At 61.4% G+C, this 16,691-nt stretch carries 11 protein-coding genes and 1 pseudogene; 3 read left to right on the top strand and 9 right to left on the bottom strand.

Going from position 1 to position 16,691, the window contains the following annotated elements:
- Nucleotides 1-62 precede the first annotated feature (62 nt).
- Nucleotides 63-1,535: a glycoside hydrolase family 43 protein gene (locus J7E82_RS09795; RefSeq protein ID WP_251041697.1), complete on the top strand. Its 1,473-nt coding sequence runs from the start codon at nucleotides 63-65 to the stop codon at nucleotides 1,533-1,535.
- A 57-nt stretch (nucleotides 1,536-1,592) separates the two neighbouring features.
- Nucleotides 1,593-2,126, top strand: coding sequence for a universal stress protein (locus J7E82_RS09790; protein WP_214862408.1), 534 nt, complete (start codon nucleotides 1,593-1,595; stop codon nucleotides 2,124-2,126).
- A gap of 219 nt (nucleotides 2,127-2,345) precedes the next feature.
- Here J7E82_RS09790 and J7E82_RS09785 read toward each other — a convergent pair whose 3' ends face one another.
- Both J7E82_RS09785 and J7E82_RS09780 read right to left on the bottom strand, forming a co-directional pair.
- Entirely contained in the window at nucleotides 2,346-3,698 is a 1,353-nt protein-coding gene (locus J7E82_RS09785; RefSeq protein WP_214862407.1) for an MFS transporter, read from the bottom strand.
- 173 nt (nucleotides 3,699-3,871) lie between these two features.
- The gene (locus J7E82_RS09780) at nucleotides 3,872-6,112 is read right to left on the bottom strand and encodes an immunoglobulin-like domain-containing protein (protein WP_214862406.1); all 2,241 of its coding nucleotides are present in this window, start codon (nucleotides 6,110-6,112) and stop codon (nucleotides 3,872-3,874) included.
- Between the two features lie 265 nt (nucleotides 6,113-6,377).
- Between J7E82_RS09780 and J7E82_RS09775 the strand changes: the two genes are divergently transcribed.
- The gene (locus J7E82_RS09775) at nucleotides 6,378-7,445 is read left to right on the top strand and encodes a LacI family DNA-binding transcriptional regulator (RefSeq protein WP_214862447.1); all 1,068 of its coding nucleotides are present in this window, start codon (nucleotides 6,378-6,380) and stop codon (nucleotides 7,443-7,445) included.
- Between the two features lie 14 nt (nucleotides 7,446-7,459).
- On the opposite strand, the gene J7E82_RS09770 is transcribed toward J7E82_RS09775, so the two are convergent.
- From J7E82_RS09770 to J7E82_RS09740, 7 genes and pseudogenes are all read right to left on the bottom strand, one after another.
- Nucleotides 7,460-8,440, bottom strand: coding sequence for a LacI family DNA-binding transcriptional regulator (locus tag J7E82_RS09770; RefSeq protein ID WP_214862446.1), 981 nt, complete (start codon nucleotides 8,438-8,440; stop codon nucleotides 7,460-7,462).
- Nucleotides 8,441-8,581: 141 nt separating this feature from the next.
- A complete protein-coding gene (yjfF, locus tag J7E82_RS09765; protein WP_214862405.1) occupies nucleotides 8,582-9,598 on the bottom strand; it encodes a galactofuranose ABC transporter, permease protein YjfF in 1,017 nt (338 codons plus the stop codon).
- Complete coding sequence (locus J7E82_RS09760) at nucleotides 9,599-10,630, bottom strand: ABC transporter permease (protein WP_214862404.1); 1,032 nt, start codon at nucleotides 10,628-10,630, stop codon at nucleotides 9,599-9,601. It abuts the gene before it with no gap.
- On the bottom strand, nucleotides 10,627-12,153 hold the full coding sequence (locus J7E82_RS09755) for a sugar ABC transporter ATP-binding protein (RefSeq protein ID WP_214862403.1): 1,527 nt from the start codon (nucleotides 12,151-12,153) through the stop codon (nucleotides 10,627-10,629). Before J7E82_RS09755 ends, J7E82_RS09760 begins: the two co-directional genes overlap by 4 nt.
- Before the next feature lie 91 nt (nucleotides 12,154-12,244).
- On the bottom strand, nucleotides 12,245-13,225 hold the full coding sequence (locus J7E82_RS09750; protein ID WP_214862402.1) for an ABC transporter substrate-binding protein: 981 nt from the start codon (nucleotides 13,223-13,225) through the stop codon (nucleotides 12,245-12,247).
- Between the two features lie 229 nt (nucleotides 13,226-13,454).
- The gene (locus J7E82_RS09745) at nucleotides 13,455-14,912 is read right to left on the bottom strand and encodes a family 43 glycosylhydrolase (RefSeq protein WP_214862401.1); all 1,458 of its coding nucleotides are present in this window, start codon (nucleotides 14,910-14,912) and stop codon (nucleotides 13,455-13,457) included.
- A gap of 80 nt (nucleotides 14,913-14,992) precedes the next feature.
- Nucleotides 14,993-16,380, bottom strand: a pseudogene (locus J7E82_RS09740) (IS3 family transposase).
- Nucleotides 16,381-16,691: the final 311 nt, after the last annotated feature.

Genomic DNA, 16,691 nt, shown 5'->3' with positions numbered 1-16,691 from the left:
CAAACAAGGCTCTACCCATCTCAACGCTTCCCCCTCCCCTCCAAATGCCGAAGGGCCATGCAATGAAGCCTCGCCACCTACGCCTGTCCACCAGAACGTTCTCAATGGTCGGCGCCGCCCTCGCCGTGGGAGCACTCGTCCTGACGGCCTCGGTTCTTCCCTCCGATCCACTGGCCGGCTCGCTTGCTGCGACCTTCGGGCCAGCCACCAGCCAGGTATCGTACCAGCTGACTGCAAAAACGCAGGAGGATCTTCCCGGCGGCAAAACAGTGGTCGGTCAGACATCCCCCATCCACGACCCCGCCCTCATCATTGCCGACGACGGCACTTGGTACGTGTATTCCACCGGTCTCTTGAACCGTGAGAATGGCGGAACCATCCAGGTCTGGTCCTCGCACGACCAAGGAACAACCTGGGAATACAAGGGGACCGTCTGGGACAAGATCCCCGCCTGGATCGACGCCCACTTTGCCGGCGGCGAGCTCCCCGGCAATCTTTGGGCACCCGAGATCTACGAGAACGACGGTACGTACTACCTCTACTACTCGGCGTCACGATTCGGCGGTAACTATTCGCTGACGGCCCTGGCTACCAACACCACCCTTGACCCTTCGGACCCGGCCTACGAGTGGGTGGACCAGGGCCTCGTGGTGTCCTCCCCCGTCACGGGATTGGATCCAAACAACCCCAACAAGACCTTCAACGCGATCGACGCCGGTATTGTCGAGGATGCTGACGGCAAGCCCTACATGGCCATCGGGTCATTTTGGTACGGGATCTTCCTGGTTCCCCTTGAGTGGCCAAGCGGAAAGCCCGTCGCGGACTGGCAGTCCCGGACCGTGAATATCGCGGATCGCTTCAAGGCAGGCAACCCCATCGAAGCCCCCTACATCACAAAACACCGCGACTATTACTACCTGTTCGTGTCCTTTGACTCCTGCTGTCGGGGCGCCGACTCCACCTACAAGGTGGCCGTGGGGCGTTCGAAGTCCGTGAAGGGACCCTACCTCGACAAGGACGGCCGCGACATGTTCGGTGGAGGTGGTTCTGTAGTCCTGGACTCGCACGGGGCCATCACGGGCCCTGGGGGACAGTCGGTATTCGGCGATTACCTGGCCTTCCATTATTACGACGGATCCAACGAGGAGATCCCCTACTTCCCCACCCTTGGCCTGCAGAAGATCAACTGGGTGGATGGCTGGCCCTCCTTCAACCAGTCGGTGGAACACCCCCGGATCCTGAAGCAGCCAAAGGCGACCACTACCGGCGTCGGGAAGACGGCGAGCTTCAGCGTGACAGCGAGCGGTACGCCGTCGCCCGTCGCCGTGTGGGAATCGTCGCGCGACGGTGGCGCCACCTGGCAGAAGGTCCAAAGCCAGCCCGTCACCAGGAGCACCGACGAGGCGACCAGGGCCTCCGTACTGGAACTGGCCGACGTCGAAAGCGGCATGGACGGCATGCTGGTACGCGCCGTCTTCCACAATGCCCATGGCAAGACCACCACTGACAGCGCGACATTGACTGTGCGCCCCTGACCTTCGAAGGGGGTGCCTGCGCCTGTTCAAGCACCCCCTGCAGGGCGACAATTGAGTATGTCCTCGGAGAGTTTCAGCGGCCGTGTACCCATAGTGGTCGGGGTCCTTCCGGACCAGCATCCCGAGGTGCTGCAGACGGCAAGAGACCTCGCGATCAAGATGAACGCACCCCTGGTCTGCGCCTACGTAGACGAGGCCAGCTACCTCGTGGAATGGGATCCGGCCAAGGAGACGCACCGCGCGTCGTTGCATCCCGAGAAGGACGACGCCGATATCGCCGCCGTCCGCATGGAATTGAAGGAGCTGGTCGCTTCGCAGACGGATGGACGCTCCGTGGACTGGACGCTGAGGCTGCTGGCTGGCGATCCCGCCCGCGCTTTGGGGCGTCTCGCCCACGACGTCCATGCTTCGATGATTGTGGTGGGCACCCCTGAGCCGGGGCTGGGCCACCGGATCTCGGAGGCGTTGAACGGCTCCGTCGCATCCTGGCTCAGCCATCACCAGAGCAGGCCGGTGCTGATCGTCCCCGCCCGCCACGCCGCCCATGCGGCGATTGGGCCCGACGACGGCGCCTCCGCAGCGGGCACCTGAACCCTCTGAACGGCCGGGGAAGCGGAGGCAAAGAAGCGAAATGTGAGCGCTAAAGAAACTAAAGCGAAAGTACTTATTCAGGGTGCTGGCGATCGCCGTTAAGGCCAAGTATGCTCATTAGCAGCAGACCGAAAGGGACTGCCAAGAGACCGCTCCGGAGTGCGTATCCCCCAATAACGCACTCCGGAGCTTCTTTGTTTTCCGAACTGAACTCCCGGCCTACTTTGAACCGTGCACGGGGTTGCCCAGTTCGTGTATGGGCGTCTTGTGTGTCTCCCGGGCCCACATGGCGCCGATCACCGCAAGCACTGTGGATCCGGCCACGATCCAGGCTGCAGGGCCCCAGTTGGCCGCTACCCCTCCCACAAGGGCAGTGCCAAGCAGAGGCGTGAAGCCCGCGCAGAGAATGCCGACCTGAAGGCCGATGGCCATGCCGGAGTAGCGGACACGGACGTTGAACAGTTCCGAGAACCATGCCGGGTAGATGGCGTTGGACATCGAGTAGGTGCCGGCCGTGATGAGGGTGCTGACGACGAAAATGAGCGGGATATTCGCAGTGGAGATTGCCCAGAAGTAGACGAAGATCAGGGCCGTAGATCCGAGCACGCCGCTGATGAAAATGGGCCTGCGGCCAAACTTGTCTGAGAGGAAAGCGAACAGGGGCTGCGTTCCGATGGCGATGACATTGCCCAGGATGCTGACAAAGAGCATGGTCTGCGCCGGGATGCCCACAGAGACGGCGTAGGCCAGGCCGAACGATTGCATGAACGTGTTCGTGACGGTCTCGAAGGACATTAGCGCAACCTGGAAGAACTGGGCCGGGTGCGTCTTGAGCATGTCCATAAACGGCAGCTTCACAAGGTCGTGGTGCTCCGCCTTCTCCTCGAAGACCTCAGGCTCCTCAAGGGAACGCCGCACCAGGTAGGCAACCACGAGGACCAGAAGGGATGACCAGAAGGGAATACGCCAGCCCCAGGAAAGGCGGTCGGCCTCGCTCATGGCGGCCACCGGAAGGAACACCAGGGAGGCGAGCACAATGCCGGCCGAAATCCCGCTCATGGCGAAGCTCGGGAAGAAGCCTCGACGTCCGATTGGTGATTCCTCCATGGTCAGGGCCGAAGCTCCCGCTGTTTCGGCCCCGGCGGACAGGCCCTGGAGAAGCCTGAGCACCACCAGCAGAATGGGCGCCAGGTAGCCGACCGTCCGGAAGTCGGGCAGCAGGCCGATCAGGAACGTGGCGGCCCCCATCAGGACGAGGGTCATCACCAGGGTGTTCTTGCGGCCAATGCGATCGCCGAGGTGACCGAAGAAGATTGCACCGAATGGACGCGCCACATAGGCGACGCCGAAGGTGGCGAAGGAAGCGATCGTGGCCACGGTAGGATCACCGCTCGGGAAGAAGATCCTGGAGAACACCAACGACGCTGCCGTGGCGTATACGAAGAAGTCGTAGTATTCGAGTGCCCCGCCCAGGAACGAAGCAAGCGCGGCCTTCTTGGCGCGGCGCAAGCGCCTTTCCTGCTCCTCAACAGTTGTGATGTCTGGATCCGAAATTGCTGGGAGCTTCGTCATTGAGCCAGCCTTTCATTGTTCGTATCGCGAACCGATGTTCGCATCTAAAACATTTTAGGATGTGTGGCACGTCACGGTCAATGTGTGTTGCATCTGGCAGAAAAAAGCAGGGGCTCCTTTGCCGGGAGCCCCTGCTGGTTTGGGATGAGCTATCGGATGCTAGCGGGGAAGATTCAGCCGACTGCGCTGTGCAGCCGCTCCAGCTCGGTCTTGGTGACGGGTACAACAGTCCCGTGCCTGGGAGCCCGAGGGAGTTCATAATTGGTGGACAGTTTCCAGTCCGGGTTTTCCAGGCTGGTGCTTTCGAGCGGGATGTAACCCCGGCCGCCGAATTCATCGACGAACAGGTAGTACTTCTGTTCAGTGTTGGACTTGAAGATGGTCGGTCCTTCCACTGCACCCGTGCCGGCGTTCTTGCCGATGCAGTTGGCCATCAGTGACCAGTTACGCGGGTTCGTAGTGGGGAGGTCGACGGCCAGCAAGTCCGTGGACTTCTCCTGCATGATGTCCAGGCAGCCGGAGACGCGCCCCTCGTCCTTAGTGAACCGGTAGTACGTGTCACCTTCCTTGATGACGGTGGAGTCGATCACGGAGTTGCCGGGATCGTTCCACACCTTGGCCTCCGTGAAGGTCCGGAAGTCGCGGGTGGTGGAGTACATCATCTTGTTATGGGTTCCGCCGGAGTGGCTGGGGTCGGTATCCGCGTAAATTTTCGAGGCCCAGTAGACCACGTAGGCACCGATCTTCTCGTCATAGTGGGCTTCCGGTGCCCACGTATTTCCCGCTGTATCCGGGGAAACCTTGACGTGCCGCTGTTCTGACCAGTTCACAAGGTCCGTCGATTCCCAGACTTCCAGGTGCTGGCTGCCCTGCCTTTGGGAAGAATCCCACGACGTTCCGCTGCCAATAGAGAGGTCGGTGGCGATCATGTAGAACTTATCGCCCTCAGGCGAGCGGATGATGAAAGGGTCGCGAAGGCCCTTCGTTCCAAGGGTGGAATTCAGGATCGGCTTTCCACCGTTGAGCTCGTCCCATTTGAGCGCATCGTTTCCGCGGCTCGCTGCCATGTAAATGTTCTCTCCAGCGAGGTCATTGCCAGTGAAATAAGCGAAGGCGTAGCCCTCTTTGGCTTCGACTTGAGGCAGCGGCAGGACGGTTACCCGGAACGTCCACTTCGATTTGGCTTTTCCGTAACTGACCGCGGCATCCAGTTTGACCTCGAGGGGTTGGGAGCCGTTAGCAGGGCGCGCTACTTCGCCGCTTGCAGTAATGACGGAGAAATTGCTCGATTCCCAAGCCACCTTTGCGCCATGCAGTCCGGTTGTGGGCAGGGTGATGTTGCCCCGGATTCCCTGAGCATCCCAGACGTTGAGGGCAGCAGAGGCTTCCTCGACCTTTTGCTTGTCACTGATGTCTTCGGGGACTGTCACGGTGAAGGTCTTCACGGCGGAAGCTTCTCCAAACGTCGCGGTCGCGGTCAGCACGACGTCGGCGTTCCCGGTTTTGTAGGCGGGACGCTTGATTGTCCCGCCAGCCGACACAACAGCCTCATTCGATGATGCCCAGGTATAAGCCGAGCCATTGGGACCCGTCAGGGGCAGCTTAAGGTCGGTCGTTACGTTGGTGGTATCACCGAGCACCAACGTCTCCAGGTCGCGGGCTACCCGCTCCTCCAGGCTCACAAAGCCGAGGTCGTGCACTTCCGCGGCGGACAGGGCACGGTTGTAGACCCTAAAGTTCCTTACCTGTCCCTTGAGGTACTTGTCGCCACTGTAGGTCGACCGCCCGAGGTAGTTAGCCGTGGTGATCCCTCCGCCAATGTCGGATGGTTTGATGGTCACGTCGCTCTTACGGCCAACCTCGATGCCGTCCTCGTACAGCACGGCAGTGCCTCCGCTCAACGTATAGGTAACGGTCTTCCAGGCGCCCCTGGCGAGGTCCCTTCCTGCGTTCACGGTCTGTTCAGTGGACCAGTTGCCGGTAGCGATGGATGCCCTGTACGAGTTGCCTGTTGTGAAGAGGTAGCCGTTCCCCACACCATTGGTCGTATTGCCCAGGCCCCAGATGAAATAAGGGGTGCCCTGGTCCGCGGCGATTTTTACTTCGGTGGAGACCGTAATCGAGTCGAGACCGCGCATGATGTCGTTGGGGAGCCGGACATGTGCGTTCGTGCCGCCAAGCTTGAGGCCCTCGCCGGCGAGCTGTGTGGCGTCCCCGCTAATGGCGCCGTCGCGGCCGTTTCCGGAACTGTCCACTGCAACGGAACCGGACGATTCGGTCAGCTTGTAGTCCAGGACGAGTCCGTCGTCGACGGCTGCCTGGGCGGGCGCGGTGACGCACAGTCCCCCCAGCGCGAGGGCCGCGGCGGTTAAAAGGGCAGGCCCAGACCGGGCCTTTGGAATGGTTGGAGACATGAAGGAGGCTCTCTTTAGGGCGGCGTCGGCGCCGCGTTGATGAACACCTGCTAGTTACTCTTCCGGAAAGTGCCAGGTCCCGGCCCTGAAATGTTAGCGCAAACAATTGTGACGGCAAGCACATTAGAAGGGATTCGCGGGAAGGTTGATTCGGCAGCGCGCGTGAAAGACAATTGGGGGTGGTAGCGCTAACAAACTCTGGAATACCTTTAGCGCGAGGGAGCAGGCACAAATGGCGGGGACGGAATTCAACAGACCGCCTGTGATGAAGGACGTGGCCCGAGTGGCCGGGGTGTCCCACCAGACCGTGTCGCGTGTGATCAATGACCACCCGAATGTGAGTGCGAAGGCCCGCCAACAGGTGGAAGCGGCCATCACCGAACTTGGATATCGGCGGAATGTCATTGCCCGCTCCCTGGCTACGCGACGATCCCAGACAATAGGAGTCCTCACTTCCGACCTCTCGCAATTCGGTCCCGCGCGCACCCTGCTCGGTATCGAACGGGCCGCCCGGGAAGCCGGACACTTCGTCAGCATCGCAACGCTGCGGGAGATCACCTTCGCGTCGGTGGCCCATGCGCTGGATCACTTCTGGAATCAAGGAGTGGAGGGGATAGTAGTGGTGGTCCCCCATCCAGGATTGCTGGAAGCCCTGGACCGGATAGCGCCCCGCGTGGCCGTCGTTGCGGCCACCTCCGATACCCGCAGATCCAGCCTTGGAGCGGCAGTGGATCAGCGGGCGGGCGCGCGGCTGGCGGTGCAGCACTTGATTGAGCTGGGGCACACCCGGATCGGCCACATCTCCGGCCCCATGGACTGGTTCGACGCCGTGGAACGCCTTGAAGGGTGGCTCGAAGCATTGACCGAGGCCAGCCTTCCCCCCGGCCCGCTGCTCTATGGGGACTGGAGTGCCAATAGCGGGTACGCGGCGGGCCTCGCCCTTGGTCGTGAACCCGCGGCTACTGCAATGTTCGTATCCAATGACCAAATGGCGCTTGGGTTGCTCCGGGCACTTCATGAGCAGCCGCTCCGAATCCCCCAGGACCTGAGCGTCGTGGGCTACGACGACCAGCCGGAGGCCGCCTACTTCTACCCACCGCTCACCACCATAAGGCTGGATTTCGAAGAGCTGGGCAGGCAATGCATCGCTGCCCTCATGGAGTCCCAGCACTTGGAGGGAGCGGACAGCAAACGATTCGTTGAGCCTGTTGAGCCCCGTCTCATTCTTCGGGCTACAACAGCACAACCCCGAAGGGAAGAAGGGAGATGGAGGCGGAGGTTGTCACCACCCGGGCCGCAGCTTCAGCCACCAGCCCTAAGCGCCAACCGCTAGCCGGGCGGCTGGCTTCACCTCCGGAGCGGTCCACTGCTCGCGCGGACCACGATCGCCGGATCGATCATTTGTTTCGGCGGGATGGTGCCGCTGTCCAACTGCTCAAGGAGTGCTTTGATACTCCGGCGGCCAAGCTCTTCGAAATCCTGCTTGACCGTGGTGAGCGGAGGATAAAAGAAGCCCGCGTCCGGCTGGTCGTCATACCCAACGATGCTGACGTCGTCGGGAACCCTTAATCCACACTCCTGCACTCCCCTCAGGAAGCCCAGCGCCATTTGGTCATTGGCGATGAAGAATGCGGACGCGTCAGAGGATCCAAGGGATAGCCCTGCCTCATAGCCCCGTTCGGCGGTCCAGTCTCCCTGAATCAGGATGTCGGCCTGCAGCCCGGCCTCAGTCAGGGCCTCGCGCCAGCCCTCGACACGTTCAACGGCGTCGAACCAGTTCATGGGCCCGGACACGTGGCCAATGCGCGTGTGCCCCAGCTCAATCAGGTGCTGAACTGCCATGCGCGCCCCGAGTCGCTGGTTTACTGCCGCGCTTCCCAGCGGTCCTCCCGTAGCCGAGGTGGCTGTGACAACCGGAAAGGAGTGCTCGATCAGGCTCAGCGCCTCCAGGATCCCCGGATGCGGCACCACCACCACAATTCCATCGACAGACTGGTCCCCAAGGTGGTTCAGCGCCTCCCTCACGCTCTTAATACTGACGTCCCGGACCGTCGCAATGCTCACGAAATAGTCCGCATCCCGGGCCGCGCTCTCAAGCCCCAAGAGAGTACGCGAGGGTCCATATTGCACCAGTTCGGTCGCGAGAACCCCGACTGTCCTTGACCGTCGCGTGACAAGGCTGCGGGCAGCAACGTTACGGCGGTAGCCCAACTCCTCGATGACAGTTTCTACGCGTTCCCGGACGCTTGCGCTGACACTGGGATGGCCGTTGAGCACCCGTGACACCGTCTGATGCGACACGCCCGCGATCCTGGCCACGTCCTTCATCACGGGCGGCCGTTGTGGCAATAATGCGTCCGTCACTTGCCCCCCTATCGCGAGCTGTCAGCCAAAATTGAATCTTTTCAAAGTGTGAACGCTAACAGGGCTTCCGTCAAGAGTTTGCCCGCTGGCAGCCACCACCAGGGCCTAATATGTCTTTCTCGAGAAGAGCCGCTGAAGCAGGATGAAGACCAGCAGCAGGCCGCCGATGACAATCTTCGTCCACCACGAACTCAGCGTGCCGTCGTAGGCAATGAAGGTCTGGACGATGCCCAGCACCAGGACGCCGACAACAGAGCCAAGCACATAGCCAGTGCCTCCGGTCAACAGGGTTCCGCCGATCACTACTGCGGCGATCGCATCGAGTTCCATTCCCTGGGCGGCAAGACTATAGCCCGAGAGGCTGTAGAAGGAGAACAACAAGCCCGCGACTGCGGAGCAGAGCCCGCTGACGGCATAAACGGCCACCTTGGTTCCCTTCACATTCAAACCCATCAGCATCGCGGAGTGCTCATTGCCGCCAAGGGCGTAAACCGTGCGTCCGAACCTGGTGTGGTGCAGGATGAAGAAGGCCACCGCTACTACTGCCACTGCGATGAGCACGCCCGGGGAGATGAAGAGGTCCCCCGCGAGAGGGATCCTGGCCTGTGCCATGGACGTAAAGAACGGATCGGTCACGGGGATGGAGTCCAGGCTGATCACGTAGCACAAGCCCCTGGCCAGGAACATGCCGGCAAGGGTGACAATGAACGGCTGGATGTCGAAGTACTGGATCACGAGCCCCATGAGGGTGCCCAGCCCGCCGCCGATGAGAATTACCAGCGGAATCACCATGGACGGGTTCCAGCCAGCTTGCAACAGCGAGGCGCAGACCATCATGGAAAGCGCGACGACGGCGCCTACCGAAAGGTCGATTCCGCCAGTCAGGATCACGAACGTCATACCGACGGCGAGGACAGTCAGGAACGTGTTGTCGATGAACAGGTTCAGGAGGACTTGGCCCGAAAGGAAGCTCGGGTACATACCCGCACCGACGGCGAACATGGCAAGGAAAAGACCGAGCGTGGCGAGGGTTGGGGCATACCTGGCTCCCCCACGCAACCTGCCATAGCCAATCGCGGAGGACTTCTTCAGCGGAGGAGTCAAGGTTGAGAGGGGAGACATTTAGATCGCGACCTTTTCCTTGGCCGGGAGTTTGGGAGCTGGCCTGAAGCGCCTCAGGGCGTTCCGGGCTGCGGGAGCCTGCAGCAGGCATACGCTGAGGACAACCAGTGCCTTGAACACGAGAGTGACCTCCGGCGGAATGCCCAGGGTGTAGACAGTGGTGGTGAGCGTCTGGATGATGAAAGCGCCGATGACCGTACCGACCAGGCTGTAACGGCCCCCTGCCAGTGATGTTCCGCCAATGACCACTGCCAGGATGGCGTCCATCTCGATGTAAAGACCCGCGTTGTTCGCATCGGCCGCCGTGACATTTGAACTGATCATTAGGCCGGCAATGGCGGCGCATAATGCACTGAAGACGTACACAATCCAGATGATATTTCGGGCGCGGATTCCAGCCAGGCGGGACGCCACGGGGTTGATGCCGACGGCTTCGATCAGGGTTCCCAGGGCAGTGCGTCGCGTCAACACGGCAGCGAGTACGAAGACAGCCGCGGTGATGAGGATCGAGATGGGGAGGGTGAAGGCGTAGCCCGCCCCAATGGATTTGTAATGATCGTTACTGACGCTCACGATCTGGCCTCCGGTGACCAGTTGTGCCACGCCCCGTCCCGCCGTCATAAGCACGAGCGTCGCGATAATCGGTTGGACCCCGATGACCGATACCAGGAAGCCGTTCCAGACTCCCAGGGCAAGACCGGCGACGACGGCGATGGCCGCGGCGGTGCCCGCGGTGGCCAGCGACGAGGGATCAGAGGAAGAAGCAATATAGCTGCAGGAAATCGCTCCGGCAATTGCAACGATGGCACCAACGGAAAGGTCGATTCCCCGGGTCGCCACAACGAGGGTCATCCCCAAGGCGATGAGTACTGTCGGTGCCCCATTGCGCAGGATATCGATCAGGCTGCCGTAGAGGTGGCCGTCCTGCATTCGCAACGCCAGGAAGTCGGCCCGGAAGACCTGGTTGAGGGCGAGCAGGGCAAGCAGCGCTACCAGGGGCCAGGTGAGCCGGTTCTTAAGCAGGGATTTCATTCGGGGCCTCCGGCGATGACCGCCATGACGTCGTGTTCGGAAATGTCGTCGTTGATGACCTCTGCCACCATCTCGCGGTCCTTGATGACTGCAACGCGGTCACTGACCCGCAGGACTTCGTCGATCTCTGACGAGACAAACAGGACGGCCATTCCCTTGGAGGCGAGCTTTGCCACCAGCTTCTGGATCTGGGTTTTGGCACCGATGTCAATGCCGCGGGTAGGTTCATCAAGGATCAGGAGTTCGGGGTTGGTAACCAGCCATCGGGCCAGGAGGACCTTTTGCTGGTTGCCGCCACTGAGGTTCCGAATGAGTGCATCGGGATTGGCGGGCCGGATGTCCAGGGTTGTGATGAACTCGTCCACAAGCTGGTCCTGCACCCGGCGTGGTATCCGGCGGGCCCAGCCTTTGCTCGCCTGCATGGCAAGGACGAGGTTGTCCCGCACGGTCAGGTCTCCGATCAGCCCTTCCTCTTTGCGGTCTTCTGAGCAAAAGCCGATGTTCGCATCAATGGCGGAACGGGGAGACCGGAGCTTCTGCGGCTTGCCTTTGATTTTGATCGATCCCTGGTCGGACTTGTCGGCTCCAAAGAGGAGCCGGGCGATCTCAGTACGTCCGGCTCCAAGCAGCCCGGCAAGGCCGACTACTTCACCGGGGTAGATGGACAGGTTGACCTTGGAGACAGATCCCTTGCGGCCTAGCCCCTCTGTTTCGATGAAGGGAACCACGCTTGCATTGCTGGTGGACTTGATCCGGACAGGCGCTTGGTCAAGCTCGGCCAGCACGTCCATCTCCTTGCCCATCATTTTTGAGATGAGGCTGATCCTGGACAGGTCCCGCGTCATGAACTCTCCCACGAGGCAGCCGTTGCGGAGGACCGTCATCCGATCAGATATTTCGTAGACCTGCTCGAGGAAGTGGGAGACGAAGAGGATCGCGACGCCCCGATCCCGGAGTTCGCGAATGACGTCGAAAAGTTGAGCGACTTCGCCGGCATCAAGGCTGGATGTTGGCTCATCGAGAATCAGGACCTTGGCATTGACTTCGACGGAGCGGGCTATGGCGATGAGCTGCTGGATGGCAATGGAGTGCTCCGAGAGGAGCGATCCCGGATCTACGTGCTCCAGGTGCAGCTGGGCAAGAACTTCCTTCCCCCGTGCCCTTACTCCCCGCCAGTCGATCGAACCCCGGCGTCGCGGTTCCCGGCCAAGAAGGATGTTCTCCTCGACTGAGAGGTTGGGACAGAGGTTGACCTCCTGGTAGACCGTGCTGATTCCTGCAGCCTGCGACTCCGCGGGCGTGGAGAACCGCTTGGATTCACCCAGCACAACAATCGTCCCGGCATCGATGGAGTAGACACCGGTGAGCGCCTTGATCAGGGTCGATTTTCCGGCCCCGTTCTCGCCCATCAGGGCATGGACTTCGCCTTGGAACAGGCGGAAGCTGACACGGTCAAGGGCTTTGACGCCCGGGAATCCGATTTCGATGTCGTCCATTTGCACGACCGGAACGATTTTGTTCATTTCCTGTCTTTCCCCTTGCTGGTGGTGCCGTGCGGCAGCCCCGTTGGACTGCCGCACGGCTTGCCCATGCAGGCGGCTTAGTACTGGTGGCTTAGTACTGGCGGCTGGAAAGGACCTGCTTGGCCTGCTCCATGGTGAAGGTGGTCTCTTCCGTGACAACACGCTGCGGCACATCCTGGCCGGCCACGACCTTCTTGGCGAGGTCCATGAGCTGGTCGCCGAGGAGGGGGTTGCACTCGACGATGAAGTTGATCTTGCCGTTGCTGAGGGCGGTCATGCCGTCCTTGACCGCGTCAATGGTGATGATCTTGATGTCCTTGCCCGGAACCTTGCCTGCGGCCTCGATGGCCTCGATGGCACCCAGCCCTTCGTCGTCGTTGTGTGCGAAGACGACATCAATGTCGGGGTTGTTCTTAAGGAACGCCTCCATGACCTGCTTGCCGCCGCTGCGGGTGAAGTCTCCGCTCTGGGAGGCCACAATCTTCAGGTCCGGATCGTCCTTTATGGCGTCCTCGAAGCCCTGCTTACGGTCATTGGCAGGGGCTGAACCAGTGGTTCCCTGGATTTCCACGATGTTGACCGGTTCGCTGGACTTTGACTGCTCCACGAGCCACTCTCCGGCCTTCTTGCCTTCGGCCACGAAGTCGGAGCCGAGGAACGTCTTGTACAGCGAGGTGTCCTTGGAGTCCACGGCCCGGTCGGTGAGGATCACCGGAATCTTCGCATCCTTTGCCTCTTTCAGGACCGTGTCCCAACCGGACTCGACCACCGGCGAGAAGGCGATGACGTCCACCTTCTGCTGGACGAAGGAGCGGATCGCCTTGATCTGGTTCTCCTGCTTCTGCTGGGCGTCGGAGAACTTGAGGTCTACGCCAGCCTCCTTGGCCGACTCCTGCACGGACTTGGTGTTCGCAGTTCGCCATCCGCTCTCCGCACCCACCTGGGCAAAGCCCATGGTGATCTTGTCCCCACCCGAACCGTTGGCGGCGCCGGCAGAAGCTCCTCCACCTCCACACGCAGTCAGGGCGAGGCCGGTAGCGGCAAGGACAGCAAACATGGATTTCTTGATCATCGAATACTCCCGGGTTATGCAGGCATGCAGGCCGGAGAAACTAGCACCGCCGTTGCTGCTGATTGTTGAGCTTCTGAAAGCTCTGTCTCGATTGTGAGCGCTAACACTACTGTTGGTCAAGTAGCTTTAGGTCACAGTTGGATCGCGATGGAAATCGCGGCGTTGTCAGCGCGGGTCAACCGCACTGATCAGGACGAAGGGCTTGAACAGCGCGCCTCAGGGGGCACGCTCAGCCCTCCGGATAGAAGGTGGCGGAGGCTTTTTGAGCTGAGTCGACCTTCGAGAGGCCCAGGACACCGTCGACGACTCGCAGGAAGGATCCTGGGAAGTCTATGGATTCAAAGGACCAGCCTGAGCTGTCGGAAAGACCCTTGCGTCGATTAAAGGCGGAGGAAGAATTTGGGGTGGCGGCCACTACAACCTTGTCCCCCTCGACGCGCAGGTACCGACCCTTGGTAAGGATTGGCTCAATGACGATCGAGCCCTTCTTGCCATAGCCCGGAGCCACCCTGAACTGCGACGTCGGTAGTTCCGTGGTCGAGTTGGCGGATGCGCTGACGGTCAGGTTCAAACCGTCGTGAACGATGAACTGATCGGCAGCTGACGCCGGGCGCAACCGGACCGGAAGTTCGCCGTCACCAACGGGCACTCCGAAGTTGGGGGTCCCGTCCGCATTCCAGTAGAGGCGCTGCACGCGCGCATGGCGATTGGGGTCATACAGGGGGTCGCCGACGATATTCCAGTATGAGCGGGCATGGTAGACGAGGATGTCGTTGCCTTCTTCATCGGTGGAGAAGGAGTTGTGACCGGGCCCGTATTGCTTTGTCCCTTCATTAGTCGTGAACACCGGGGTGGGGGACTTGGTCCAGGATGCGGCGTTCAGGAGGTCTGCGTTTTCGTCCGCCGTCAGAAGCCCCATGCAGTAATTCGCATCCGTGGCGCTGGCTGAATAGCTGATGAAGATCCGGCCGTTGCGCCTGATGACGGCCGCGCCCTCATTGACGCGGTAGCCGCGTGTCTCCCACTCGTAGCTCGGGGTTGCAATGCGGGTTACGGCACTGGACAGCGTCGACGAGCCGGACATAATCGCAATGAACAGGCTTGAATTCACCCCTGCCTCGGTTTGCGCCCAGACCAGGTAGCGCAGTCCGTTGTGCTCGAATGTGGTGGCATCGAGGGAGAAGCTGTCTTCATGGGTGAAAACGCGGGCCGGCGCACTCCATGTTCCGGCCAAAGGATCAGCGGACCAATTGGAAATGACGTAAATCCGGACCGCAAAAACATTGTCGCTATTTCCAGCGGCGAAATAGATGTGCCATTGGCCGTCGAAATGGTGAAGCTCCGGCGCCCAAATGTGCCCGCCCATAACGCCCGAGGACGGGCGGGTCCAGACGACAGTTTCCGTGGCATCTTCCAGCCCGGCAATTGTCGACGACGAACGCAGCACGATCCTGTCGTATTCCGGCACGGACCCAGTGAAGTAATACCTTCCGTCACTGTGCTTGATAAGCCATGGGTCGGCCCGCTCTCGGACCACGGGATTAATCGTGGCCGCGGTCTCCGGCGCCGCTCCTGCCGCAGTAGCCAAAACCAGGTTTCCCGCCCCTCCTACAACGGCGGCTGCGGCGACGCTGCCTCCGAGGAAAAGGCGGCGGGACAGCGATTGAGGGGGTGGTTGGTTGATCATTGGAGCTTCCTTTCGGTACCGGAACCAGGGCAGCAGCGCCCCGTGCCGGAATTTTTCAAGCTGAGTGAGTCCAGTGGGAGTTAGGCGGCTTGGTTTTCGGCTGGGGGTTCGTTGATCCAGGCGGTTTCCGGGAGTGCCAGGATCTTGGGTGGGCTGGTTGTGCTGAACCGTTCAGGATGCGCGGATCTGGCGGCTGCCAGGGTCGCGGCGCGTTGGGCGGCTTTGGCGGTGGCATGTCCGTAGTGCACGTCGGCGGGCGTGTGCAGTCCGATCCCGGTATGCCGGTGCTCGTGGTTGTACCAGTCAACGAAGTCACCCACGAACGTCCTCGCGTGGGTCAGGGAGCCGAACCGGGCCGGGAACACGGGCGCGTATTTCATGGTCTTGAACCAGGCCTCGGAGTAGGGGTTGTCGTTGCTGACCTTGGGCCGGGAGTGGGACTTGGTGACGTTCAGGTCCGCGAGCAGGGCGGTGACGGTTTTGGAGGTCATGGAGGTGCCTCGGTCGGCGTGGACGACCTGCGGGATGCCATGGATGCCGAAAATCTCCCGCATCATCTCCACCGCCAGCGGCCCGGATTCGGTGGCGTGCACGTGTGCGCCGATGATGTAGCGGGAGTAGATGTCGATCATCACGTACGCGTCGTACCAGGTCCCCTTGACCGGGCCGGCGAGTTTGGTGATGTCCCACGTGTAGACCTGCCCGGGTCCCGTGGCGACCAGCTCGGGCCTGGCCCTGGGCCGGTGGCGGGCCTGCCGGCGGCGTTCCTTGACCTGCTGGTTCTCTCCCAGGACCCGGTACATTGTGGAGACCGACCCGAGATAGCGGCCCTGGTCCAGCAGGTCGGCATAGATCTGCAGGGGCGGCCGGTCCACATACTCGGGCGAGTTCATCAGCTCCAGCAGTGAGCTCCGCTCCGCCGCCGGGATCTTGTTCGCCGGGGCCCGCCTGGCCGGTAGCCGTGGCGGCGTCGGGCGCCGGTTCGCCCGGCGGTGCATCGTGGCCCGGGACAGCCCGGTCAGTGCCGCGGCCTGCCGGGTCGGAACCCCCGAGGCGGTCAGATCCAGATACGCGGTGCTCAAGGCTTCTTCCGCGGCTTCTCGGCCGCGCTCTCGGACAGATCCTCCAAGAGCGCGTGTGCTTTTCCCATGATTTCCAGGGCGGTCTCGGTCGTGGACAGCCTCTTGCGGGCGGCCTCCAGCTCCTGCTTCAGCCTCGCGATCTCGGCCTGTTCGGGCGACGGGCGACCGATGGCCTGCCCGGCCTGTTTGCCCTCAAGGACACCGGCATCACGCAGGCGGCGCCATTCGGTGATCTGGGAGGAGTACAGGCCCTCACTGCGAAGATAGGCGCCACCGGCCGCAGAGGCGCAAGCGTCCTCGTATGCGTTCACATGCGCGAGCTTCTGCGCCGGGGTAAACGAACGGCGACGGCCCGCTGGGACCGGATCCTGATGACTACTGCCCATGGGCCCATCATGACCCACGGACGACAAAACAACGGCAGACAAAGTGACGATTTCCTGATTCTCGCCCCGCGTGAGGCTGAACTTACTTGCTATGAACCACTGGACTCACCCAAGCCTGACACGCAGGGTGCCGGCCCTTTCGCCAGTGAGTTCTGAGACATAGGGCAAGATCAGCAGTCAGTGCTGGAAATCAGTAAAGGGACACTTCCCGCGTCACGCCGCTGGGCACCGAGCTACAGACAGCAACTGTGTAGCGGTTTGGATCACGGCGCGTGACGAGTATTCCCGCGCGCTCCCTAATGGCATGTTCA

Source organism: Arthrobacter sp. ISL-30 (assembly GCF_018613855.1).
Taxonomy (GTDB): Bacteria; Actinomycetota; Actinomycetes; order Actinomycetales; family Micrococcaceae; genus Arthrobacter.
Note: the sequence above shows the minus strand (reverse complement) of the source record. Positions and strands in the feature narration are given on the sequence as shown.